At 45.4% G+C, this 24,530-nt stretch carries 14 protein-coding genes; 7 read left to right on the top strand and 7 right to left on the bottom strand.

Features of this window, described 5'->3' with window-relative positions; all coding sequences use genetic code 11:
* On the top strand, nucleotides 1-183 hold a 183-nt coding region (locus QT990_RS11565; RefSeq protein ID WP_333410203.1), incomplete at its 5' end, for a hypothetical protein.
* 22 nt (nucleotides 184-205) lie between these two features.
* On the opposite strand, the gene QT990_RS11560 is transcribed toward QT990_RS11565, so the two are convergent.
* Nucleotides 206-1,498, bottom strand: a complete 1,293-nt coding sequence (locus QT990_RS11560) for an endonuclease/exonuclease/phosphatase family protein (protein ID WP_333306683.1) — start codon at nucleotides 1,496-1,498, stop codon at nucleotides 206-208.
* A 118-nt stretch (nucleotides 1,499-1,616) separates the two neighbouring features.
* On the bottom strand, nucleotides 1,617-2,003 hold the full coding sequence (gloA2, locus tag QT990_RS11555) for an SMU1112c/YaeR family gloxylase I-like metalloprotein (RefSeq protein WP_333410204.1): 387 nt from the start codon (nucleotides 2,001-2,003) through the stop codon (nucleotides 1,617-1,619).
* 311 nt (nucleotides 2,004-2,314) lie between these two features.
* Between gloA2 and ilvC the strand changes: the two genes are divergently transcribed.
* Nucleotides 2,315-3,364, top strand: coding sequence for a ketol-acid reductoisomerase (gene ilvC, locus QT990_RS11550; RefSeq protein WP_333103730.1), 1,050 nt, complete (start codon nucleotides 2,315-2,317; stop codon nucleotides 3,362-3,364).
* Between the two features lie 936 nt (nucleotides 3,365-4,300).
* On the opposite strand, the gene QT990_RS11545 is transcribed toward ilvC, so the two are convergent.
* Nucleotides 4,301-5,959 carry an alpha/beta hydrolase gene (locus QT990_RS11545; protein WP_333140467.1) on the bottom strand — a complete coding sequence of 553 codons (1,659 nt, stop codon included), beginning with the start codon at nucleotides 5,957-5,959 and terminating at the stop codon, nucleotides 4,301-4,303.
* Nucleotides 5,960-6,361: 402 nt separating this feature from the next.
* On the opposite strand from QT990_RS11545, the gene QT990_RS11540 reads away from it, so the two are divergent.
* Nucleotides 6,362-11,920 (top strand): AAA family ATPase, encoded by a 5,559-nt coding sequence (locus tag QT990_RS11540; RefSeq protein ID WP_333140469.1) that lies wholly within the window; start codon nucleotides 6,362-6,364, stop codon nucleotides 11,918-11,920.
* A 61-nt stretch (nucleotides 11,921-11,981) separates the two neighbouring features.
* Here QT990_RS11540 and QT990_RS11535 read toward each other — a convergent pair whose 3' ends face one another.
* The 3 genes from QT990_RS11535 to QT990_RS11525 form a co-directional block, all read right to left on the bottom strand.
* Nucleotides 11,982-13,985, bottom strand: coding sequence for a cation:proton antiporter domain-containing protein (locus QT990_RS11535; RefSeq protein WP_333140471.1), 2,004 nt, complete (start codon nucleotides 13,983-13,985; stop codon nucleotides 11,982-11,984).
* 564 nt (nucleotides 13,986-14,549) lie between these two features.
* Nucleotides 14,550-17,285 (bottom strand): NHL repeat-containing protein, encoded by a 2,736-nt coding sequence (locus tag QT990_RS11530; RefSeq protein WP_333465267.1) that lies wholly within the window; start codon nucleotides 17,283-17,285, stop codon nucleotides 14,550-14,552.
* A gap of 311 nt (nucleotides 17,286-17,596) precedes the next feature.
* Nucleotides 17,597-18,994: an amidase gene (locus QT990_RS11525; RefSeq protein WP_333306677.1), complete on the bottom strand. Its 1,398-nt coding sequence runs from the start codon at nucleotides 18,992-18,994 to the stop codon at nucleotides 17,597-17,599.
* A gap of 306 nt (nucleotides 18,995-19,300) precedes the next feature.
* On the opposite strand from QT990_RS11525, the gene QT990_RS11520 reads away from it, so the two are divergent.
* Nucleotides 19,301-20,569: a type IV pilus twitching motility protein PilT gene (locus QT990_RS11520; protein ID WP_333410215.1), complete on the top strand. Its 1,269-nt coding sequence runs from the start codon at nucleotides 19,301-19,303 to the stop codon at nucleotides 20,567-20,569.
* 68 nt (nucleotides 20,570-20,637) lie between these two features.
* Nucleotides 20,638-21,438, top strand: coding sequence for a circadian clock KaiB family protein (locus QT990_RS11515; protein ID WP_333410207.1), 801 nt, complete (start codon nucleotides 20,638-20,640; stop codon nucleotides 21,436-21,438).
* A 587-nt stretch (nucleotides 21,439-22,025) separates the two neighbouring features.
* Here QT990_RS11515 and QT990_RS11510 read toward each other — a convergent pair.
* Nucleotides 22,026-23,666, bottom strand: a complete 1,641-nt coding sequence (locus QT990_RS11510) for a thioredoxin-like domain-containing protein (RefSeq protein WP_333465266.1) — start codon at nucleotides 23,664-23,666, stop codon at nucleotides 22,026-22,028.
* A 65-nt stretch (nucleotides 23,667-23,731) separates the two neighbouring features.
* Between QT990_RS11510 and QT990_RS11505 the strand changes: the two genes are divergently transcribed.
* The gene (locus tag QT990_RS11505; protein WP_333465265.1) at nucleotides 23,732-24,130 is read left to right on the top strand and encodes a helix-turn-helix transcriptional regulator; all 399 of its coding nucleotides are present in this window, start codon (nucleotides 23,732-23,734) and stop codon (nucleotides 24,128-24,130) included.
* Nucleotides 24,108-24,518 carry a hypothetical protein gene (locus tag QT990_RS11500; RefSeq protein ID WP_333306670.1) on the top strand — a complete coding sequence of 137 codons (411 nt, stop codon included), beginning with the start codon at nucleotides 24,108-24,110 and terminating at the stop codon, nucleotides 24,516-24,518. Before QT990_RS11505 ends, QT990_RS11500 begins: the two co-directional genes overlap by 23 nt.
* The last annotated feature ends 12 nt before the right edge of the window (nucleotides 24,519-24,530 follow it).

Here is a 24,530-nt window from a genome sequence, read left to right as displayed (position 1 = left end):
TCCGGCCTGTGCCACAAAAATTCAGTTTTATTGTGGGAAGAACAGGCTTTCCGGCCTGTGCCACAAAAATTCAGTTTTATTGTGGGAAGAACAGGCTTTCCGGCCTGTGCCACAAAAATTCAGTTTGATTGTGGAACGGGCATCTTGCCCGTTCCTAAAAATAATGAAAGATCCAATTTCTAATCAGTCACTGCTTTAACTTCCTTCAAATGACCAAATCTGTAATTAACGGCAAATGATCCGAACCGACATTGCGGCCAGTACGAATCTTCAAAACACCGATTTCTTTGCTGACTAGAAAGTGATCGATCGGAATATAAGCCAGCGGCATAAAAGTCGGCCAAGTTGGTAAAATGCCAAAGCCCGATCGCGCATTTCGCAAATTTCCAGTTTTTACCATATTTTTGTAGAATGGCGACCACATTGTGGTATTTAAATCCCCAACCACAATCAGCGGATTTTTTACTTGGGCTGCATACTCGCCGATGCCTGCTAGCTGTTTATTGCGATCGATAAAACTCTCCTGTTTGACTGGCACTGTCGGATGAGCAAGAATCAGAGAAATCATTTGACCTTGAAATTTAACATCCGCAAACAAGCTCTTTCTTCGATTTGAAAAAGCTTTAACAGAGGAATTTTCTAAAGGCAGCTTGCTGTATATTGCACTGCCAAATCTCTCAGATTCTTGCTGGGTAGAAGAGTAAGGAAAAATCTCGCTTAAAACCGATAATTCTTTTGCCCAAGTTGAGTTGACTTCTACAAAAACCGCGATATCAGGTTGTTCTGCTTGAACCAGCGAGATCACCTCAGAATATCGCCGATTACTCCTTAAAACATTTGAATGCAAAATCCGCAAGTTGTGTCCGGGCGTTGCTCCTGCAAATGCTGGCGCTGGAAAATACCAAGGAACAATTTCCGCCAAATTAATGATAATGCAAAATGCGCTCACCAGCCACCATATTTTTTTTGAGCGCACGAGAGCGAAGAATATAAAAGTAGAGAAACCAACCAGCAGATATTGTAGTTTAAAATGAGAACTCAATTCAAAAAAAATGTTGAATTCTCCCAGATAACCGACTATTGACAATACGGTATTTACAGTTGCTGCGATAATAAACCATTTTAAAATTACGTACTTCAAACTAAGGTTTTTGTTGGGTATGCTGTGCATCACCGCCCATTTGAGCTTGATTTTGAGGTCGTTGGTAATCAGCAATTTATCAATTTCTGTTACCAGTTGTTCTTCCTGTCCCAACACTCGCCGCTTTTGATAAAATCTCACCAGCAAGCTATCTACCACAAAATAACTAAAATAATTTGCAACAAATCCTACAAATACCAACACACCTAAACCGATCAGCATACCAAAGGAACCGCCGACTTTAACCAAACCCGACCAAACGGCTGCGTCACCTGTTTTCCCTGTAGCTGCTATGGCTATAAATAGCATTAAAGCAGGCAATCCGATCGTGATTGTGTTTCTGATGATATAGTCCATTATACAATGTTAGGTTTTAGATTTTAGATTTTAGATTGGGAATGAATCATGCAGTTTTTAGGGCAATGCACACCCCACATATTGACTTAAGAGCGACTTTACAAAATCGGGATAATCCTTAAATTTCATAGATTTCTAAGGGTAAGTTGTCGGGATCTCTGAAAAATGTAAACCGTTTTTCTGTAATCTCGTCAAGGCGAATGTTTTCTACTTCTACTTGTTGGGATTTTAAGTAAGCAACTGATGCTTCTATGTCCTCAACTGCAAAAGCTAAATGCCGCAAACCGCAAGCTTCAGGATTGTTAACTCTTTCAGGAGGATGGGTAAATGAGAAAAGCTCGATGGTGTCGCCATTTCCGACTCGCAAATCTAGTTTGTAAGAATTCCTCTCGGTTCGGAAAGTTTCTTTGATAATGGAGCATCCCAATACTTCTACATAAAATTTCTTCGATACTTCGTAATCCGAACAAATAATCGCCACATGATGTATTGCTTTTATTTTCATTTTAAAAAAGTTAGTTAGTTGCGTTTTTCTGAGATGTTACACCATTCTCAATAAGCTTTTTATGAACAGGCTTTTCGGCCTGTTCCACAACAAAATTCACTCTTTGTGGAACAGGCCGAAAAGCCTGTTAAGCGAGAATGGTGCAAGATGTGAGGTTTTTCCAAAAGCACAGCACGCTATTGACAATTATATTTGACGATCGCAGACTCTGCGAGAAACCCTGCTAAATTCAGGGCGAGATCCTTTTATTTTCCCCCGCCCAAATCTTAATCTGAAAAATTTCTGCAAAAAAAGTACCCTACTTTGATAAAATGAGAGTTTTGCAGTCAATCACCCAATTTGCATCTCAGGAGACAAGCACTATGGCCCGTATGTATTACGACACCGACGCGAACCTAGACCTCTTAGCCAACAAAACTGTGGCTATCATCGGCTACGGTTCCCAAGGACACGCCCACGCCCTTAACCTCAAAGACAGTGGCATGAATGTCGTTGTCGGTTTGTATCCCGGTAGCAAATCTGCAGCCAAAGCAACCGACGCGGGTTTAACAGTTCACCCGGTAGACAAAGCAGCCGCCGCTGCTGACTTCATCATGATTTTATTGCCCGATGAAGTTCAAAAAACTATTTACAAAGAACAAATCGAACCGAACCTTTCTGAAGGAAATGTTTTAGCATTTGCTCACGGTTTTAACATTCACTTCGGCCAAGTTGTTCCCCCTGCCAATGTAGACGTAGTAATGGTTGCCCCCAAAGGCCCCGGACACTTGGTGCGACGGACTTACGAACAAGGGGAAGGTGTTCCGAGTTTGTTTGCAGTATATCAAGATGCTTCCGGTCAAGCGCGCGATCGGGCAATGGCCTATGCTAAAGGTATCGGCGGCACCAGAGCCGGCATCCTTGAAACCACTTTCCGCGAAGAAACAGAAACCGATCTTTTTGGCGAACAAGTAGTTTTGTGCGGCGGTTTGAGCGCCTTAATTAAAGCTGGATTTGAAACTTTAGTTAACGCCGGATACCAACCGGAATTAGCTTATTTTGAATGTTTGCACGAAGTTAAACTTATCGTTGACTTAGTAGTAGAAGGAGGCCTCGCCAAAATGCGCGACAGCATCTCCAATACCGCAGAATACGGCGATTTAACTCGCGGCCCCCGCATCGTCACGGATCAAACCCGCGCCGAAATGCGTAAAATTCTCAGCGAAATTCAATCCGGTCAATTTGCCCGCGAATTCGTTCTCGAAAACCAAGCCGGCAAACCGGGCTTTACCTCCATGCGCCGTCAGGAAGCAGAACATCCTATTGAAGAAGTTGGTAAAGATTTGCGAGCTATGTTTAGCTGGTTGAAAAAGCAGGCTTAATCAATTTTAGATTTTAGATTTTAGATTTTAGATGGGAGGACAAATCTAAAACAGTCCTGGACGCCTAACCTCTATCTGTAGGGTGTGCAATGCACACCTTACCGATGGGAAAATCTCAAATCTCAAGTTTAATCGATTACAGATTAGAGATGGGATAAAAAATCTAAAATCTAAAATCCAAAATCTAAAATCGTCATGTTTGGTTGTGCTTCGCTTAACCCAACCTACAAGAAAATGGCTAAGTATTGTTAGAGAAACCGGGTTTCTCGCTGGTAGATCAAAACTATCGACTCGGGCTAGGACTTTTTTGCAATTTCTCAATATCCTGTTGCCTTTTCTCGTTGAAATCTCTCGGCCTCAACCAATCTGGCCACAACCCGACGAAGAACTTTCGACTGGCCACGCTAGTATCTCTTACAGGTTTGGGGAGAAAAGTTAAAGTGTCACCGTAAAGGGTAAACAGGGCTGCCAACAGAAGCAATAGCGGGATAAGATTTTTTTTAGGCATCGCAGTTGGGGAGTAGAGTTTGTGAAAGCGCTTGGTTATATTTTGCCCCTGCACGGACAAAAAATATCAGAAACAGCTTAAGAAGAAAAATAGACCTCAGCAATCTCGGACGCGGCCGTGCCGTTTCCCTACCCCAAAATCATCAATCTTCTTCGATGAAAGATGTAACCATCGCCCGATTAATTGTAGGAAAACGGCACGGCGCGGTGTCCTGACTGTGGGTAATATCAATTCCGATGTCACCGGATTTGATATTATATCATGTCCGATCGATTGACCATAATATCCCGGCCGGGGCGGGTTTTTGAGATTGTCAATTATTGGCAGATATTGTTGGTGAACCCGCCCCTACCTAATTTCGGGTAATTGACCAGAGATCATATTAGTTAATGACTAATCACTAATCACTAATCACTAATCACTAATCACTACTTATTCCTTTGAATAAAAGTTTGCACGACTGTATTAATTTCCGGGGAAATTTCTGTTACTAGCCGCACCGGGATTGCCGATGTAGAAGCAAATTGCGCGTATTCTGGTGTTAGAAAGACGGCATATTTGTCAGCTTCGGCAGTTAGTTGAGCGGCGGTAGCCAAACTTACAGCTTTAATATAATTGCGTATGCTAACAGCTTGGTCGCCGACAAGTTCATCGCCGGTAATTTCTGTGCTGGGTCGGCGAACTTGGTTTAAAGTTGTACTCGGATCTTTGACGCTTAAGTGGGTTGCTCCTACAAAACCGACTAGCCATTTAGGAGATGGAATTTTCGGAAAGCCGGCAATTTGTTCGGCTAAGGCGGGAGTGGTTTTGTCGGCAGAAGATGCTACTATTAATGTGGGAATCTTAATTTTACTTAAGCCCGTTTCTCCAAATAATAATGATGCGATCGGATTCATGGCGATCGCCCTTTTAATCCTCCCATCCCGCAATTGATACCGTTCTTCGGGCAATCCGGCCGCGGCGCACTGAATGCCTTCGCCTAAGCTGAACCCAATCAAGTCCCCTTGACACCTTTGTTTGAGTCCGCTCAATTGCAGTTCGGCGCCGGCCACGGACAAGGCTGTAGCGCCGCCGAAGGAATAGCCAATTATTATCGATCGGTCGATCGCAATTTTCCCCTGCAAGTTATCATCAGTTTGGTTCAATTTTGTCAGTTCGTCGAGTACAAAACTGATGTCTTTGGGACGGTCTAAAAACTCTTGAGGAGCTAGCAACGGACACTTCCCCGCCATCGCAGCATTGGTGTTCGTCTCGTTGCTGCCCGGATGTTCTAAAGCTGCTACCACATAGCCGTGAGACGCCAAATGCTCGGCTAAATAGCGCAAATCCGTGCGGACGGAACCCAAGCCGTGAGAAAAGACGATCGTCGGTTTGTCGGCTGTCGCAGCTCTCGACCAATACACATCAACCGGAATAGGTCGATTGCGGGCGCTATCGTTCAAATCTAGCGCCCGTACCTGCACGACATTAGGGCCTGGCTGGGTTGGATCGAAAGGCAGCTTAAACGCGGGTTTAACCGCTGCTAACTGAGGTGCGATCGCCGCCATAAAGCGCTGAGTTTGCCAAAAACTTACGTTCATATTTCCCAAAACAGCGAAAGCTCGATCGAGATCCACCACCACCCGCGAGCTCGGATAAGATTCAATGAAACTCAATATAGATAAGCCTTCCGGTGCTTTTGCTCCCTGCACCAGAGCGGATCGCAGCGCTTCCACACCCCCACCGTCGCGCCTGGGTATGACAGTAGTCAAATCCGTCAGGATGCCAGTGCCGATGCCCGTATTTAGCAAGTTGCTCAGGCCGACTACATTTAGGGGAATTTTCGCTTGCAGCGCCCGAAAAATTTTACTCCGCTGTTCCTCAGACAGGAGATTGGCGTATGCTTGCAGTTTGGCGGGGACTTTTCCTGTTTCTGCGAGTTCGCGCAAATCCGCAACCGATATTGACGATTCTAAAATACCTTTGCGGATAACAACCGTTTCTGCCGCTTTTACAGAGGATGTCGCGTCGCTGAAAGTGCCGATCGAAATCGAACCCAAAATACTCGCCACCGAAGAAAACCATCTGAAATTTGGTCTGATGCTCATTTTTACGTTATTGAACTAGAGGGGGTATATCACCATATTCTCAAAATTCTCCCAGATACTGAGAAATTATCTCGATCGGGGTGCCAAAGGCTTTGCCTTTGGTATATTTAATTGCAGATCGATAATGCTTCTATTGCCTACTTACAGTTAAATCTAGACTTCGAGAACTTATTAGCCATAATTGTCAAGCAAAGATGGTCATTTCGCTTAAGGTACTAAGGGGAACTGCGGTTGACATAATATTTTGTGTTAACTATAATAAGCAACTAAACCCTATCCTATCGTTTCCGCCGAAATCGGAATCATAATTTTTCGAGTGCAGTGCCAGCGTCCCGCTCGCATCATATCGTTGCCGCAGGCATGAGAAAAAATATACTTACCTCAGCTATCAACATGATTTCAATGAATACCTTGACACTTCCCGACTACCAAATCAGCGCCCCTATCTCCGACGGCTTGAATACCTGCATTTACCGAGGCATTAGAGAATTAGACGAACAACCAGTCATCATCAAAATCCTCAAGGCAGAATTTCCCACCCTCGAACAAATTACCCGCTTAAAAAACGAATATAAAATTACTCAGCATTTACAGGTAGAAAGCATCGTCAAATCCTACAGTCTCGAAACATATCAAAACCGTCTCGCCCTGATTTTAGAAGACTTTGGCGGCAACTCACTCAGCAAAATAATCTCAACAAAACTCAACTTAACAGCATTTTTAAACATTGGCATTCAACTAGCATCAGCACTAAACTCGCTGCATCAAAACAGTATCATCCACAAAGACATAAAACCATCCAACATTATCATCAACCAGGAAACAGGAACTGTCAAACTTACCGACTTCAGCGTCGCTTCCCGGCTGAGCAAAGAAAACCCCCAAATTAACAGTACCAACTTAGTTGAGGGTACGATCGCCTATATGTCTCCCGAACAAACCGGGAGAATGAACCGCACCTTAGATTATCGCAGCGATTTCTATTCCCTCGGCGTCACATTTTACGAAATGCTGACAGGCAAATTGCCGTTTAACAGCAGCGATATTTTAGAACTCGTGCACTGTCACATTGCTAAACATCCCGCGCCGCCTTGTGAATGCAGAACAAATCAAGAAAATGGTGATGAAATTCCGCAAGTTGTTTCTGATATTGTGATGAAGCTTTTGGCGAAAAATGCCGAAGATAGGTATCAGACTGCCGAGGGGATAAAGGCAGATTTAGAAAAGTGTTTGAATAGTTGGCAGACAACTGGAGAAATTGTTTATTTTGTACCGGGACAGTTGGATCGATCGGGACAACTGTCAATACCTCAAAAACTCTACGGGCGAGAAGCCCAAGTCGATCACCTGCTTGCTGCTTTTGAAAGAGTAGGGACACCGCATTGCCGTCTCCTTACGGGTGACGGTGAAAATGTAGGGATACGGCACTGCCGTCTCCCTACGGATGACGGGCGAAGCGAAATAGTCCTAGTTTCCGGTTATTCGGGAATTGGCAAAACCGCTATTGTTAATGAAGTTCACAAGCCAATTGTCCGGCAGCGCGGCTATTTTATCAATGGCAAATTTGACCAATTTAAGCGCAACATTCCTTATGCAGCTTTGATTCAAGCTTTCCAGTCATTAATCGGGCAGTTGCTGACTGAAAGTAGCGAAAAATTGCAAGCTTGGCGCGAAAAATTGTCGGCTGCTTTGGGTGCAAACGGTGCAGTAATTGCTGACGTGATTCCTGACATTGAGCTAATTATTGGCAAACAGCCGGAAGTGCCGCAACTGGGGCCTGCCGAATCTCAAAATCGCTTTAATCGAGTTTTCCGAGAGTTTATCGGCGTCTTTACTCGTGCAGAACATCCGCTGGTACTCTTTTTAGACGATCTGCAGTGGGCGGATTCGGCATCGCTGAATTTAATGCAATTGTTGGTTGGCGATTCGGAAAGTCAATACTTGCTTTTGATCGGTGCTTATCGGGATAATGAAGTTAGTCCGACTCATCCGCTAATGCAGGCGATCGAGCAAATTGAAAAAACGGGCACTCCCGTTCATCATATCGTCTTGCAACCGCTGGATTTTGCGAATGTCTGCGAATTAATCGCCGATACCCTCACCGTTAACGACAAGGTGCAATTGCTGGCTGAGTTAATCTTTCACAAAACGGGCGGCAATCCTTTTTTTATCACGCAGCTTTTGCAAGCACTTTATCAAGAAAATCTGTTAAAATTTGAATTTAGCAGCGGCCATTGGCAGTGGAGTTTAGCGGAAATTCAGGCGATCGGCATTACTGATAAAAGTGTCGTGGAACTGGTAGCCAGCCGCATCGAAAAACTGCCAGAAACAACGCAGCAAATGTTAAAATTGGCGGCTTGTATTGGCGATACATTCAGCCTCGATGTCTTGTCAATTGTCAGCGAACAATCCCCGGCGCGAGCAGCTAGCGAACTCTGGGCGGCACTGCAAACTGGATTGGTTCTCCCGTTGAGCAATGCTTACAAGATTCCGCTGGTTGGAGGCTGGGGATCGGAGAATTTGCGATCGGGGCGGGCCGGGGGGCACAGCCCCTACGAGCAATCGAAGATTTCCTACAAATTCCTGCACGACAGAGTGCAGCAAGCAGCTTATTCTCTGATTCCCGACGGCGAAAAGCAAGCAACGCACTTAAAAATCGGTCAACTGCTGCTAGACAATACTCCCGCCTCCGAGATTGAAGAAAATGTTTTTGATATTGTCAACCAACTGAATGTCGGCGTTGAATTCCTCGCAGAAAAAACAGAAAAACATCAACTGGCCAAACTGAATCTGATCGCTGGGAAAAAAGCTAAAGCATCTAATGCTTACGAAGCTGCTGTCAGATATTTGAATGTCGGTTTGGGACTCATCAACCCCCTTGGCGTGGGAAGTGTAGGGGGGTCAAGTTGGGAGACTGATTATGACTTGACGCTGAACCTGCACGTAGAAGCAGCGGAAGCGGAATATCTCAATACTAACTTTGGGCGATCGCAAGAATTAGCTGATGCCGTTTTGCAACAAGCTACAAACCTGCTCGATCGAGTTAAAGTCTACGAACTGCAAATCCAGTCTTATTTGTCTCAAAACCAGATGATAGAAGCCATCGATACTGGTTTAAGAGCTTTGGGAATGTTGGGAAATTCCCTATCTGAAATCCCCCGAGAGGGTTTGGGTGGAATTAAGTTACCTCAGCTTGATGAAATCGAAAAATTTCCGGTAATGACTGATGACTATGAGTTAGCCACAATGCGGATAATCTCGGCTGTTCTTTCTCCTATTTTTATTGCAAAATTAGAACTATTGCCACAAATTATCTTCACCATGGTCAATTTTTCTATGGAACGGGGTAATTCAGCACTTGGGGCGATCGCCTATAGTTGGTACGGCTTGCTGCTGGCTGGGGTATTCGGAGAGATAGAGGCTGGATATCATTCGGGAAAGCTAGCTTTGAAGCTATTAGACCAATTCAATTCTAAACAACTTAAATGCCAGGTTTATACCACATTTAACGCTTTTATCCGGCACTGGAAAGAACATACCAGAGAGACGATTTTACCTTTAAAAGAGGCGATGCAAAGCGGCTTAGAAACAGGAGATTTAACTTATAGCATTTATGCTGGTTACAACATTTTTACAGGTGCCTTTTTGATGGGAGAACCGCTAAACACTGTCGAACAAAAACAATTGCAATGCTTGATTTTAGCACGGCAACTAAAACAAGAACATTCGATAGACTTAGTTGAAACATGGGGACAGCTTCTTTTGAACTTACAACAAAACTCCGCAAATCAATTTCATGTGGTCGATGAAAAATTTAATGAACAAGAAATGTTGCCGCGACTTAAAAAAACCCATAACAACCTGGGAATTTTTAATTTTTATCTTGGTAAAATGCTGAGTTATTACTTATTTAAACAATCCGAAAAAGCAGTTGCCAACGCATCTTTAGCTGCCGGATATGCACAAGTAGTAATTGGCTTTGCGATCGTCGTCACGCACAATTTTTACTATTCCCTGGCCCTCCTCGCTGTGTATCCAACTGCTGGCAGTGCAGCACAAGAAAAACACTTGATGCAAGTAGCAGCAAATCAGGAAGAAATGCAGAAATGGGCGCACCACGCCCCCATGAATTACCAGCACAAATACGATTTGGTAGAGGCAGAAAAAGCGCGTGTTTTCGGTAAAAATTGGGAAGCAGCAGATTATTATGACAAAGCCATTCAAGGAGCCAAAGAGCAGGGATACATCCAAGAACAAGCACTCGCCAACGAACTTGCAGCCGAGTTTTATTTGTCTTGCAACAAAGACAAAATCGCTCAAGTCTATCTCACAGAATCTTACTACGGTTACATCCGCTGGGGAGCGATCGCGAAAGTCAAAGATTTAGAAGCCAGATATCCCCAATTAGTCGCCCAAACCCTCAACCGAGAAACCAAAACCCGCGATTTAACCGTCACCGCCACCACCACAACCACCAACAGCAATTTTAGCAATGCCTTAGATATCGGCACATTCATCAAAGCATCTCAAGCTATTACCAGCGAAATTTTCCTGGATAAATTGCTCGCCCGTTTAATCAAAATTTTTTTAGAAAATGCCGCCGCTCAAAAAGCAGTGCTGATGCTCTACAAAGATGACAATCTTTTGATACAAGCAGCTTGTACGGCAGAGCAAAATCAAGCCGCCGTCTTGCAATCCCTTTTAGTTGAAATTAGTCAAGATTTGCCCGTCTCGATTGTAAACTATGTTGCGAGAACTCAAAAAGACTTGGTTTTAAACAATGCAGCCTCAGACGGCTTGTTTACCGCCGATCCGTATGTTGTCAGCCGTCAGCCCAAGTCAATTATTTGCAATCCAGTCATTTATCAGGGCCAACTCACAGGCATTCTTTACCTGGAAAACAACTTAGCAGCGGGTGCATTTTCTCCCGAAAGATTGGAAGTTTTAAAGTTGCTCACTTCTCAAGTTGCGATCGCCCTCGAAAATGCCCGACTCTACGGGAAAGAACAAGAAAAATCCCAGCAGCTAGAACAATATTTGCACAAATTGCAGCAAACCCAAGCTCAACTCGTGCACACGGAAAAAATCTCAAGTTTGGGGCAGTTGGTAGCAGGAGTTGCTCACGAAGTCAATAACCCCGTTGGCTTTATTTCCGGCAATCTCCACCACGCTAACGATTACGTACAAGACTTGATTTCCATTGTCAATCTTTACCAGCAGCACTATCCGCAGCCGGTGCCGGCAATTGCAGAAGCCGCAGAAGAAGTTGAACTCGATTATCTCATGGAAGATTTGCCTAAAATGCTGGGTTCCATGCAGCTAGGAACCGATCGCATCCGCGATATCATGCAATCATTGCGGAACTTCTCGCGCATTGACGGCACCGAGAAAAAACCCGCCGACATTCACGCAGGTATCGACAGCACGTTGATGATTTTGCAGCACCGCTTGAAAGCTAAACCCGAACGTCCAGCAATTCAAGTGATTAAAGAATACGGATCTTTGCCGGAGGTTGAGTGTTACAGCGGACAACTCAATCAGGTGTTTATGAACTTGCTCGGAAATGCGATCGATGCTTTGGATGAATCCAACGGCGAGCGCACTTACGCTGAGATTGAACGCGCTCCCAATACTATCACAATTTGCACCGAAGTCAAGGAAGGTTCGGCAACGGATTATGTAACGGATGTAACGGATGTTAGGAAGGAAGAAGTAGGAAGAGGAAGAAAAATCGAGAGTTTTGCGGTGATTCGGATTAAGGATAATGGGCCTGGGATGCCTGAATCAACGCGGTGTAAACTGTTCGATCCGTTTTTTACAACTAAACCAGAGGGTAAAGGTACTGGATTGGGATTATCGATTAGCTATCAAATTGTTGTCGAAAAACACGGCGGGGCGATCGAGTGTATTTCGGAACCGGGAAAAGGTACCCAATTTGCGATCGCAATTCCGTTGGATTAGGATTAAATCTTAACAGCAGATCAATGCAGATTCATAACGTAATCTGCGGTTCAAATATTCCTCAAGATACAGGAAAATAAACAACAAGCATCGAAATATTTTGGTGAGTCCGGGCGATCGCTTCCGGTTCTTTGAGAGTTCCTGGTTTTTCCCACAAATTCTGTTGTTGAGAAATGGTTGTTAAAATCAGCAAATCGTGTTCTAACAAATTCTGCGAAACTAGCTTGATAAAATTTCCCCGCACCCGATTTACTGGTATCTCAGAGAGAATTTCCACCTCCGCCGCACTTTGGTTGCTTTGTTCCCGTTTTGTCGCCACCAACAACACTTGCAAACTCGCCTTAAGTTCCTCGGCCAAACTCTTAGCAATACCCACGGTTTCCTGAAATCCAAACCGAGTCAACTCGCTGTCAGTTACCGCCAAAATAACTCTGGCTGTATTCTGGAGAGGATCGGGAAATCGAGCAATCAGTACGGGTACGGGCGATCGCCTTACCACATTGTCAATGATGCTGCCAAAAAAATTGTCGCGAGTCGTGGAAAATCCCTTCCAACCACAAACTATTAAACTAGCCTCGCGTTCGGTTGCACTCCGCAGAATTCCGCGATCGATCGCATCATCTATCCTCGCGATCGGTTCAACCGCACAAGCAGCCGCATGGGCCACAGTTTCCGCAGCCGTCAAAAGTTGAGTTTGCTGCATTTTATCTGCCGGTGAAATTGCTTCCCCGCGATCGGACAAAATATGCAGCGGCAGTAAAGTTCCGTGAGATGTTTTTGCTAAAATCAAAGCCAAACGCAGCAAATTATCTTCCGTATTCGGATTAGCAACAGGTACTAAAACTCGGTCTCCCCAGGAATGCTTTCCCGAAGTAGCAGCCGGCAAACTCGACCCCGGCTGCTGCATTTGTTGACCCCACCGAGCTACAATCCAAGGAGAAGCCACACAAGTTACTAAAATCATGGCAATGATGCCGTTCACCGTTACGCGATCGACCAATTTAATCTCAAAAGCAACCGTAATCGCCGCCAAAGTAGAAGCAGCTTGAGCAACAGAAAGACCGAACATTACCATAATGCTGGGAAACTCAAAACGAAATAATTTCCCCGGTAGCCAAGCTGCCAAAAACTTGCTCACCACTTCAGCTAAAATCATCACCGCAGCCACCAACAAAGACTGCGGCTGCTTTACCAAAATTAGCGGGTCAATTAACATCCCCACAGAAATCAGAAAAAACGGCACAAACAGCGTATTCCCAATAAACTCAATCCGATTCATCAGGGGACTCATTTTGGGAATAATTTGAGTAATGGCAATCCCCGATAAAAATGCACCAATAATTGCCTCAATTTCAATTAGTTCTGCTGCGTAAGAAACTAGAAATAGGGTTGCCAATACAAATATAAATTCTGCATTTTCGTCGTGTCCAAATTTCTTAAAGAACCAGCGACCGATTTTGGGAACGCCCCACAAAGTAGCAAAAGTGTAGATAGCAAGAGAGGGAATTAGAAACAGCCAAAATTCGATCGTGAGATTTCCTTTGAAAGCTTTAACAACAATTGCCAGCACCAACAGCCCCAACACATTCGTAATTAAAGTCCCGCCCAAAGTCGTAGTAATAGTCTGAGTTCGCATCAATCCCAATTTTGTGAGAATTGGCAGTGCTAAAAGGGTGTGCGTAGCAAAACAAGAAGCGACTAAAATTGCAGCCAGCCAGCTATATCCCAACAGCAACATCGCTGCTGTCCCCAATATCATCGGTAGCGAAAAAGTAGCCAGCCCAAATATGACAGCTTTGTCCGCATTGAGTTTGAGGTCGTCGAGGCTAGTTTCCAGTCCCGCTAGGAACATCAAAAACAGCAATCCTACAGTACCTAACAAAACAATAGTAGCGTCCCGTTGCAGCAAATTGAGACCGTTGGGCCCGACAATTACGCCAGCAATAATTAAACCCACTATTCCCGGTAGTCGCAAGCGCTCAAATACCAGCGGCGCGAGTAGCATGATTGCTAAAAGAACCAGGAAAACGGGAACGGGGGCGGTAATTGGCCCGGAAGTTAACATAAATTTTTTACCCTACATATTGGCAGCGAACTGCTACCAGTTTTAAAAGGAAATAATCAAAATGTCTATCAATCTAAAGAGGTATTATCAATATTTTACAGCGTAATTGGTAATAAGTAGGACTGGGCGGGAGCAACTGGGTTTATTTGTAAAATATAGGTTGGATGACTAGAAATTGGGCGAAGCACGAACTCCGAGAAAAAAAACTATATTTTTCAGTCCTGGAAGCACAAGAACCAGGTTAAGAGTCAAAATAACAGGTTGTGAGCGATCGACTTTAACGCCGAAACCGGGTTTTTTATCCTATTTGCGTCCACAACTATTTAGGTATCAAATGCAGGGGGACACAGATATATATCCCAAGATGGACTTTGGCATACTCGGTCTAATTCAGAAACCCGGTTTCTTAAAAAAACCGGGTTTTTCACCACAACAGACAATTTAAATGGGTTAGTCTTGGACGCGAAAAAACCGGGTTTCTACGCAACTTACTTAACCGTACCCTTACGGTAGCTAAGTATGTATTTCTTGTCAAGATTTTTCCATCTAATTTTCAATGATAGGCTAAGCGAGCGACACAATGCTAGCTCGCTCGTAAGGCAATCTGTTTGTAGGCAAAACCTCCAGATTAATTTGCAACGAATCCAAAGCCGGATTTTCGGCTAGCAGCTTTTGCGTCAAACTCTTATTAAGAATTTCCCAGAAATCCGTTTCATTGGGATAATTAGTCAAGAAACTGTCGATGCTTTTGTAAATCGGCACAAAGTCTGGATACTCATCCTGCGTAATTCCTGGTTTGTACTGATATTTGACATCCATATTGAGGTTATTCAAACCCTGGTGATCGATCGAGTAATTAGGAATCTTGAAATCCCATGCTTCGCCTAATTTACCATCTTGAGTGCGAGTAACGGTACTGCTGCGATCGTAAGGCAATCGGTTCGTCGGTAAAACATCCAAATTAACCGTCACCGACGAAAGTGCCGGATTGTCAGCAAGCACTTTTTCGGTCAGATTTTTGTTAACAATTTCCCAAAAATCTGTTTCGTTAGGGTAGTTAACTAAAAGATTGTCAATGCTCTTGTAAATCGGCACAAAATCAGGATACTGATAATTTTGAATCCCGTCTTTGTACTGATAATTTACATCAATATTAAGGTTGTTTAACCCTTGATGATTAATTGGGTAATTTGCCAATGTAAAATTCCATTTCTGCGTCAGTTGAGCATCGGACGGAAAGAAAGCAATTCCTATTGGACGCTGTAGCTTGCTGTCGGGAGGGACAAAAATAGAACTGTTACTCGATCCAGGATTTCCCGATATTGGCAGCGGTTCGTCAGTCTTGCCATTATACCGCAAAACAGCGCCGGCACCGTTAGCATTAGCGCGGTTGTCAAAGCCCACTACAAACAAATTGCCGATCGGCGAAAAGGCCAAACTACCTACATAATTGCTACTGGGGGAAGTATCAGTATAATTGGTAGATAAAACCTTGACCAATTCCCCACTTTTTAAATTGTAGCGCCTGATATCGTTAGCAAAATCGCTGACATAAAGGTCGCCGTCAGCGGGCCCGATTGCCATTCCCAAAAGACTTGCAAATCCCTGACTCCGAGGCGAAGGATCGGGCGAAGCAAAGATACTTGACTGCCGGGTTTGCGGGTTGTAACGCAGCACCTGACTGGGGAAACCTGCGCTAAAATCTGGTTGACCATTGCGAGCAACACTCCCCTGCGTTGTCACGTACAAATTGCCGTCAGGAGCAAACAGTAAACCGTTCGGGCCATTCAATCCTCCCGCTTGCTGATTTCCCGAAGCAAATACATCAATAAACTGTCCTGTTTTGCCGTTATATCGGAGAATTTGGTCACTCAAAAAACTGCTGACATAAAAATTACCGTCAGGGCCAAAAGCTAAACCGTAAGGGCGAAACAATCCGCCAGTTTCATCGACCGCCGTGTTCGGATTATCGCCGACAAACTTGTCAATAAATGCGCCAGTAATTCCGTCATACCGCAATACCGCAGATGCTGTCGGTTCTCCCGAATTTCCGGGCTTGTCGCCGCTAGTAACGTAAATGTCCGACTGATCATCGCCATTGCCATCGGGCCCAAAAACGATCGTATCTGGATTGGACAAACCGCCGCTTCCCGGTGAAATAAATTCGCCTAGAAAATTGCCGGTATTGCCGTCAAACCGAAGTACATTATTTCCCCGGCTATTGCCCACTAGGAAAGTTCCTTGAGGATTGCTGGGTTGAGTGCGAGTAACTTTGCTGGTGCGGTTGTAGGGCAAGGTTTGGCTTGGCAGAACGTTGAAATCTATCTTAATTGCCGCCAATTCAGGATTTTCGTTGAGGATATTTTGAGTCAAGTTTTTATTGACAACTTCCCAAAAATCAGTTTCGTTCGGATATGTGGTGAAAAAGTTATCAATGCTCTTGTATATTGGCACAAAATCGGGATATTCATTGGGAGCGATTTCCGGCTTGTACTGGTAATCTATATCGAGATTCAGCTTGTTCAATCCTTGGTGATTGATTGCGTAGTCTTTGACGGAAAAATTCCAATCTTCTGTGATTTTGCCCGATTGACTGCGGAAAACTGTACTGGCGCGATCGTAGGGCAATCTCTCTGTTGGCAAAACTTCCAGTTGAATCGTAACATCTGTCAGTACCGGATTTTCATTAAGCACCTTTTCCGTCAAATTTTTGTTAACAATTTCCCAAAAATCTGTTTCGTTCGGGTAGTTAACTAGGAAATTATCAATACTTTGGTAAATGGGAACAAAATCTGGATATTCGTTCGGGGTAATTCCCGGTTTTAACCCGTAACCAACTTTGAGGTTGAGGGTGTTTAAACCTTGGTGTTCGATGGTGTAATCTTTAAAATTGAAAGCCCAGTTTTCATCAGGAAATAGGGAAGAAGTTTGGGATAGGGAGAGTTCACCAACAGGTAAAGCCATCCCTGTCAGTTCGTCTATCTCACCTTGAGTGGAGGTAGCGGTCGGGGATTTGAGACTACTATCAACTTTAATATTTTCGCCTCCTGACGATTGGAGACCGTCGGTGAATGCACCAAAAAGGTCGATCGCACTACCAGCCGCAGCAGCCACCCAATCTAGTTTTTCAGTCAAATCGTAGCGGGTATTAAATAAACCATTGGTATCGCCGACGGCACTTTGGCTGACCCGATTTAAGCGATCGAACTTACTGTCAAATAAGTCTAGTATTTCCGCTGAAACACCCGCAACATTTCCCGGAATCGGATTTTCTGGAAACCGTCCTGCTGTGTTAAACATAACCTATTTTTTTAGATACACCCGCCATCGGGAATTAATTTGAAAAAATTATACCCTCTTTTCCAAACACGTCAAGTACCTTAAGAAGTTTTTTATATTTTTTTACCCAAATTAAACCTGAAATTTGTCCCCTTTCTCAATCCTATCGTTGGCCGTTGCATCAATATTGTTCAAATGTCAAACAGATTGTTCAAATGTCAAACAGTCAATAGAAATTTATGCGAAAAACCGGATTTCTAGTTCCCCGCACACAGATCCTGATGTGGCATACTCCTAAAAAAGGGAAACGTGCTTTTATCCCTGGCTCTTGTCTATTTAAAATCTAAAACCGGGAAAGGTTTCGCCGCTTCCATCTGCGCCGCTAAAGCAATTAAAGTTGCTTCCGCCGCAGGCCGCCCGATAATTTGAATTCCCACGGGCAAACCGTTGTTATCTAAGATGGCAGGAAGTGCGATCGCAGGCAAACCGCTAGCATTAAACGGCGGACAAGGAGCTACCCAATTAATAATGCGCTGCAAAGTTTCTTCAAAACTCAAATCCGCCCACTCCCCAACCCGGATTGGCGAGTGCATATAAGTTGGCAAAACTAACACATCAAATTTTTCAAAGAATCCCACAATCCGCCGTGAAATCACCTGCATTTGATTCACCGCCCGCAAATATTCCCCAGCCGAAATAGTTCTTTCTAACAGCCAGCGATTCATCGGTTCCAAAGCAGGGCCTGGAATGCCACTTGCAGCCGCCCCCGACTGCCAAATTGCGATAAACGGTTCGATTAAACCCGTAAAATCCGGGCATCCAGGTTCGACATCATGACCCAAATCTGTCAATAATTTTACTGTTTCGAGTACCGCTTGCTGACAGATAGGCGCAGCCTCGCCCACAGGGGAAATAGTCGTAGAAAACGCAATTCGCAATTTGCCCTGCTGTTGACGGGAAGCCTCTAGAAAAGTCGGATTTGAATCTGGTAGCCAGTACGGATCGCCTGTGGTGTAGCCTGACATCACATCCAAAAGTGCGGCGGCGTCAGCTACAGTGCGCGCCAGTGGGCCGTTGGCCGAAATGCCGCTGAGGTAATCTCCGACAGGTGCCCAGGAAACTCGCCCCCGCGACGGTTTAATGCCCACTAAACCGCAGCAGGAAGCTGGGCCTCGAATCGAACCGCCACCGTCTGAACCTTGGGCGATCGCACACAAACCCGCTGCTACAGCCGCCGCTGAGCCACCGCTGGAACCTCCGGGTGTATAGTCTAAATTCCAGGGATTGCGGGCGGGTGGGAAACCTTCGGGTTCGGTGTAAGGCAATGAGCCAATTTGAGAGGTTGCTGTTTTCCCCAGAATGTTAAATCCTGCTGCTTTGATCCGCCATACTACTGACTCATCGTAGGCAGAGATGTTACCCAGCAAAGCCTGAGTGCCGTAGGTACACGGAACGCCGGTAACTGGTGTCAAGTCTTTAATGGCGATCGGCACTCCGAAAAAAGGTGGCAATTCCTGTGGCTTGTTTAACCCAGCTAGTTTTTCGGTTTGAGATTTAGCTAGGGCGATCGCCCGCTCGGCCGTTACAGTAAAATAACTGCCCAGCTCAGGGTTTAATCGCTCAATGCGTTCCAAGTAGAGATTGACAATTTCTAAAGGCGACACTTCCAGGGTGCGGATCGACTCCGCCAACGAGAGAGCTGGAGTAAAAGCCCGATCGACAGAATTCATCCGTTTAAGTCCTTAATATTTGGATAAAGTATCAATTTATACTGCGTGGCTGCGGAAAACTCTTTTCCTTAACAAAAATTCTCCCAAAAAGTAGAAAATCCATATTTGCTCCTAGGGCCAGAGCGATCGCATCCTCCAATTGGCAGAATATTTCCTTAGTAGTGCAGCATTATGACCCCCTCTTAGGATAGACTTAGTACAACAGTTAAGCTTTTGTGCAAGACGCGCACAATGGCGATCGGCATTGTCCAACTTCCACAAATCATCTGTTCGAGTCAGCCTTCTCACCAACTTAAGGTAGCGCATATGACACAACAGCATCCGCCAGCTCCTCGCCCGCCCGTACCCGGAGCTCCCCCACCCCCAGGAATGCCCCGCCCTCCTGCTCCTGGGATGCCCCCCAGAGCAGCAGGAATGCCACCAGCACCGCCTCCCGCACCAGCACCAGCAGCGCCACCCGCACCAGCGCCGCAATCCTTCGCCACACCTAAAGGCCAGAGTTCTAGCAGCGGCGGATCTCCGACTTTGAAAGAGCTAGTCATGCGAGCCAAAGAAGAAGGAGTATCCGACCTTCACCTCGGAGTAAACGAAGTTCCCCGCTTCCGCACGCGGGGCGAGATTGCCGACATCGGCTATCCACCGACGGATTTAGATACGTTTTTTGGCTGGTTGCGCGAGTGCATGAGCGATGAAGAAATTGAAATTTTCCAAAAAACCCTAGACTTTGACGGCGCTTTCGACTTCGGGTTCGTCCGCATTCGGATCAGTTGCATGGACTCCTTGGCCGGCCCGGCGATGGTACTGCGACTAATTCCTGCCAAAATCTTGACAATGGAGGAATTGAAACTGCCGGAGGTATTTAGGAAAATATGTGGCTACCACAAAGGGCTGATTTTGGTGACAGGCCCGACAGGTTCGGGTAAGTCTACCACGTTGGCCGCGATGATCGACTACATCAATAAGAATAAAGCCTACAATATCATCACGATCGAAGACCCGGTAGAATTCGTACACGAAAGCAAAAAATCCTTGATTAAGCACCGGGAAGTCGGCAGGCACACCCTCAAGTTTATGAGCGCTCTCAAAGGCGCTCTGCGACAAGACCCGGATATGCTGCTAGTAGGAGAAATTCGGGACAGAGAGACGGTGGAAATCGCCCTCAAAGCCTCTCAAACCGGTCACTTAGTTGCAGGAACCCTGCACACGAACAGTGCGGTTAAGACCCTGAACCGGATTCTTGATATGTTCGGGGCGGAAGAACAGGATGCCATACGGGTTTCAATTTCCGAATCCCTAGTGGCGATTATTGCTCAACTGCTGTGCAAAACCACAGACGGAAAGCGGGCTGCTTTCCACGACGTTATGATCAATACCGACGTGGTTAAGGAATACATTCTGAAGGGCCAGAATGAGGAAATCAATCAAATCATGATCAAAGATACTTATGAAGGCATGACGACGATGAATAAGTCGCTCTACGGCCTTTATCAAGAAGGTCGGATTACTGAAGAACTTTGTGTAGAGAACTCGCCGTTCCCGAACGAAATGGCTCAGATGCTCCGAGGTCGAGTCTAAAGGTCGAGTGTTAACAGTTAGCAGTTAAAAGTTAACTGTTAACTGTTAACTTTTATTGGTGTACTGAATTGAAAGTCGATCGCCCTATTTTGCCAGAAATTTTCAAAGGCATTGCGCTGTTTACACCAGGGGGAGACTTAATCTATTGCATAGACCCCCGCAAGCAAACTCGGTGGCATTTGCAGTTGTGCGTAGCTCTACAGGAGATTCTCGGTTTGTCGGAACCGCCGCATTTTCTGATACCTTGCTACACAGCAACCGTTGACTCTTGGCTCGATCCAGGCGATAGGCAGGTGCGGCTTGCTGCCGAGGCTTACCCCCCCGTGCTCCGACATCAAACACTGCTGAACGCCATTTTTGGGACTGGCGACTTAGTGTGGCATCCCCGCAGCGAAGAAATGTGCGAACCGATGGCAATCGCTACTTATCACGAACAATTCCCCGAACTTTGGGAAAATCACGACTTAGTTGTACAGTATGCCAGCCCCGAAGCTCGATCGGACTGGAGCAGTTCGATAGTAACTCCCTTGGGCTTTCCGCAATCGCAGCAGACTCGGCTTCCCAAACCAACAGCACTCACCCCACCGCCACAAACTCAAGGGTACGTTTTGCGTCTGTTTGTTTCCGGCAGCAACCCCAGCACCGAACGCACCCTCGAAACTTTACATCAGTTCTTAGAGAAATGCCTCGATCGTCCCTACACTTTAAAAGTAATTGATGTTTTGAAACATCCAGACCAAGCTGAGGCAGATCAGATTTCAGCAACTCCTACTTTGATTAAAATCTGGCCGAAACCCGTGCGACGAATTGTCGGCGAATTGAACGATAATGAAAAAATAGTGCGGCTGCTGAGCTATGCGGAATTTTAGATTTGGGCGAGGATTTTTGCGATTATTTAATACGGGCGATCGCGCAATACAGTTCAGTTAACACTGTTAATTCCCCGGAGATCCCCCTCGCATCCCCCTGATTGTTGGGGGACGCAAGAGCAACTTCTTGTCCCCCCCTTCGTAGGGGCGGTGCCAAGAGTGCCCGCCCTCTTGGCTTGGCTAGGGGGGATCAGTCTTATCTGAACCGTATTGGGCGATCGCGGGTTAACTCACCATTGAATTAACAGCATAAGACTTATGCACGATTGTTTAGAAACCGGGTTTTTTTACGAAAAGACCTGTTGTAGGCCGCAGATTCGGTGAAAAACCCGGTTTCTCCGTCGCCATGCGACTGGGGCAGTCCTGGACGCACGAGACCAAAAAAACCCGGTTTCTCTTTGTGGCGATCGAGCGTATATGACCAAATTACCTGAAGAAACCTGGTTTTTGCGTCCATGACTGTTAGGTTAACTTACTTGGCTTGAAAATTGTGGTAAGGTGCGCCGAAGAGCACCCTACTTTACCACAATATTTCTGGCAATCACGAGAATTGAGAACCGTGCCTGAAGTAAAAAAGGTCGATCGACTTAATCAGGAAGACAAACATCCGGGGCGCACAAACTGGGGAAATCCAAAGTTGTGACTTCCAGCGTATCCAACTCAACTCTTCGGATTACATGATTGTTCGTATCAGCAACAAACAAATGAGGCCCGATCGCACTCAACCCTGAAGGTTCAAAAAATCGAGCCTTGAGACCTTTAGCATCAACCAAACCTGCTGTACCATCTCCAATCATTGTTCTGCACGTACCGCCCCGGTGGTCGATCCGCTTAATTTTGTGATTGTAAGTATCAGCAACCCAGAGGTAATTTTGAGCGTATTCAACACCTAAACAGTGCTGTAACCTTACCTCCTCAGCGCGACCATCTTTATCCCCAAAACCAAACAATTCACCGCTACCGCAGACTGTACGCACCTTCGGGTCTTCATCAATACCCACAGCGCGAATCGAACTAATTTCGCTGTCAGCAACAAACAACTCCGATCGATCGGTAGACAACCCGCTGGGCTGAGAAAAAGCAGATTCTGCAAGACTTCCGTCAACACAGGATTCTCGGCCAATACCTGCATAAGTGCCGATCGTGCCCGTGTCTAACTGCATTTCCCAAATTTGGTGGGAACCCGCCATTGCAATAAAAAGTCTATTTCCAACTCTTTCTAAATCCCAAGGCGAATTCAATTGCGTTTCTAAACCCTTGCCGCTGCGGGGTGAAATTTCGTGACTTTGTTCGCCGGTACCAGCAACAGTTTCTACCCGTTGAGTCGTAAAATCAATCTTTCTGAGAGCATGATTTTCCGTATCAGCAACATATAGAATTTGACTTTCTGCATCAAAAGCCATACCTTGAGGTGCATAAAACTCAGCCTCTTCAAAGTTCCCATCAGTTAAACCCGGTTTACCGCTACCGATAACGTGCAGCACCTCACCTTCGAGGGTGCTGACCACAATCCTATTGTGGCCGGAATCGGCAATAAATAAGCAAGAACCGACTAAGTTTTGGATGACTGAATTAGCAGGCCCCGGCAATACAGTTTCATCTACAGATTCATTTTCCTGACTCATTTCGCCCAAAAGCGCGCCCTGTTGGTGAAGCTGTTTTGCCTCCGTTGCAGCGATCGCAAATGCCAGCACTTTACCGGGAAAAGCCAGCGGTGTTGATACAGGTTTGCGCTGTTTTTCTAAGGTAAAACGCAGTTGTTTAAAGTTAAGTGCATTTTTGTCTTTGTATTCAGCAATTAACTTGCCAACTAACTCGTCAAGTGCTTCTCTATTGCCTTCGCCCGAAACAAAGCCGACGACATAACTTTCAGGATCGATCACCATTAAAGTCGGCCAAGCCCGAACCGCGTAGCTTTGCCAAACTTTCATGCCGCTGTCAACGATTACAGGATGTTCGATATCGTAGCGGAGGATAGCTTGGCGGATGTTTTCTACTTCTTTTTCGTTTTCAAATTTAGCCGAGTGAACGCCGATAACCGTGAGGGAATCTTTATATTTTTTTTCGAGGTATTTTAAGTCGGGCAGGACGTGCAAGCAGTTGATGCAGCAGTACGTCCAGAAGTCGAGGAGGACGACGCGCCCTTTGAGAGATTCAATGGATAAAGGTTTCTCGGTATTTAGCCAGGGGTAGTTTCCGGGGAATTCTGGTGCTCTGACGCGAGGCATGGCATCTCCTGGGTAGGATGTGAATGATTTTTTTACTTCTTTAATTTAGCGGGAAGTTTGGCAGGATGGGAAGAAAGCTGATTAAACCAGGGCTTTTGGAGACAGCGAAGATGGCTGTGCCACCAGAGGGGAGTGAGTTCAGTGCTCATATTGCCACATTGAATACTTTAGTCTGTAGAACTTTTGTATTCAAAACCTTACTATTTCTCTCTATGCAGCCTAGCAAACTAGACCAAACTTTAGGACTAGAAATACAACGTCGTCGCATAGAGAAACGTTGGTCACAAGAATATCTGGCAGAAGTCACAGGTCTGCACAGAACCTATATCAGCCAGCTTGAGCGAGGGCTGAAAAGTCCATCTGTTAGAGTTCTTAGTCACATAACAAATGCTCTGGACATAACAATGGGTGAATTTTTACGAGTTGTAGAGGAACTCTTGAGTGCTGACGGAAAACGAGATTGAAAGATTGAGGCAAGCCATTATTGCTACCATTGCATCTCCAGTTATAGGCTCGATAGAGGATTATACTTGGGAAGCTATTTTTCATTATGTCAAGCATATTCCTTTATCAGATCCAGCATTAGGACGTAGCAAACTCCTCTATGATGCTGTTGACACCACGACTGCAACTGGTTGGTCACTCAAATCTCTTCAACTGAATAGTCTTACTGTTGTAAATACATTTTTGTTTGTCATTCAGAGAGCAGATGTGATCAAAAAGGCTGCCCAACTTGGTTTTCCTGGTTTGACGGAACAATCCTCACCTGCTGAACTCGGAGCAGCTATTGTTCAGCATTGGAACGAGAAAATTATATCGAGTCAAGCAGCACAGAGCATTACCAATAGCTAGGTCGGCATACTG

This window comes from Microcoleus sp. T3_B1, assembly GCF_036700445.1.
Taxonomy (GTDB): domain Bacteria; phylum Cyanobacteriota; class Cyanobacteriia; order Cyanobacteriales; family Microcoleaceae; genus Microcoleus.
This window is presented reverse-complemented; position numbering and strand designations above follow the sequence as displayed.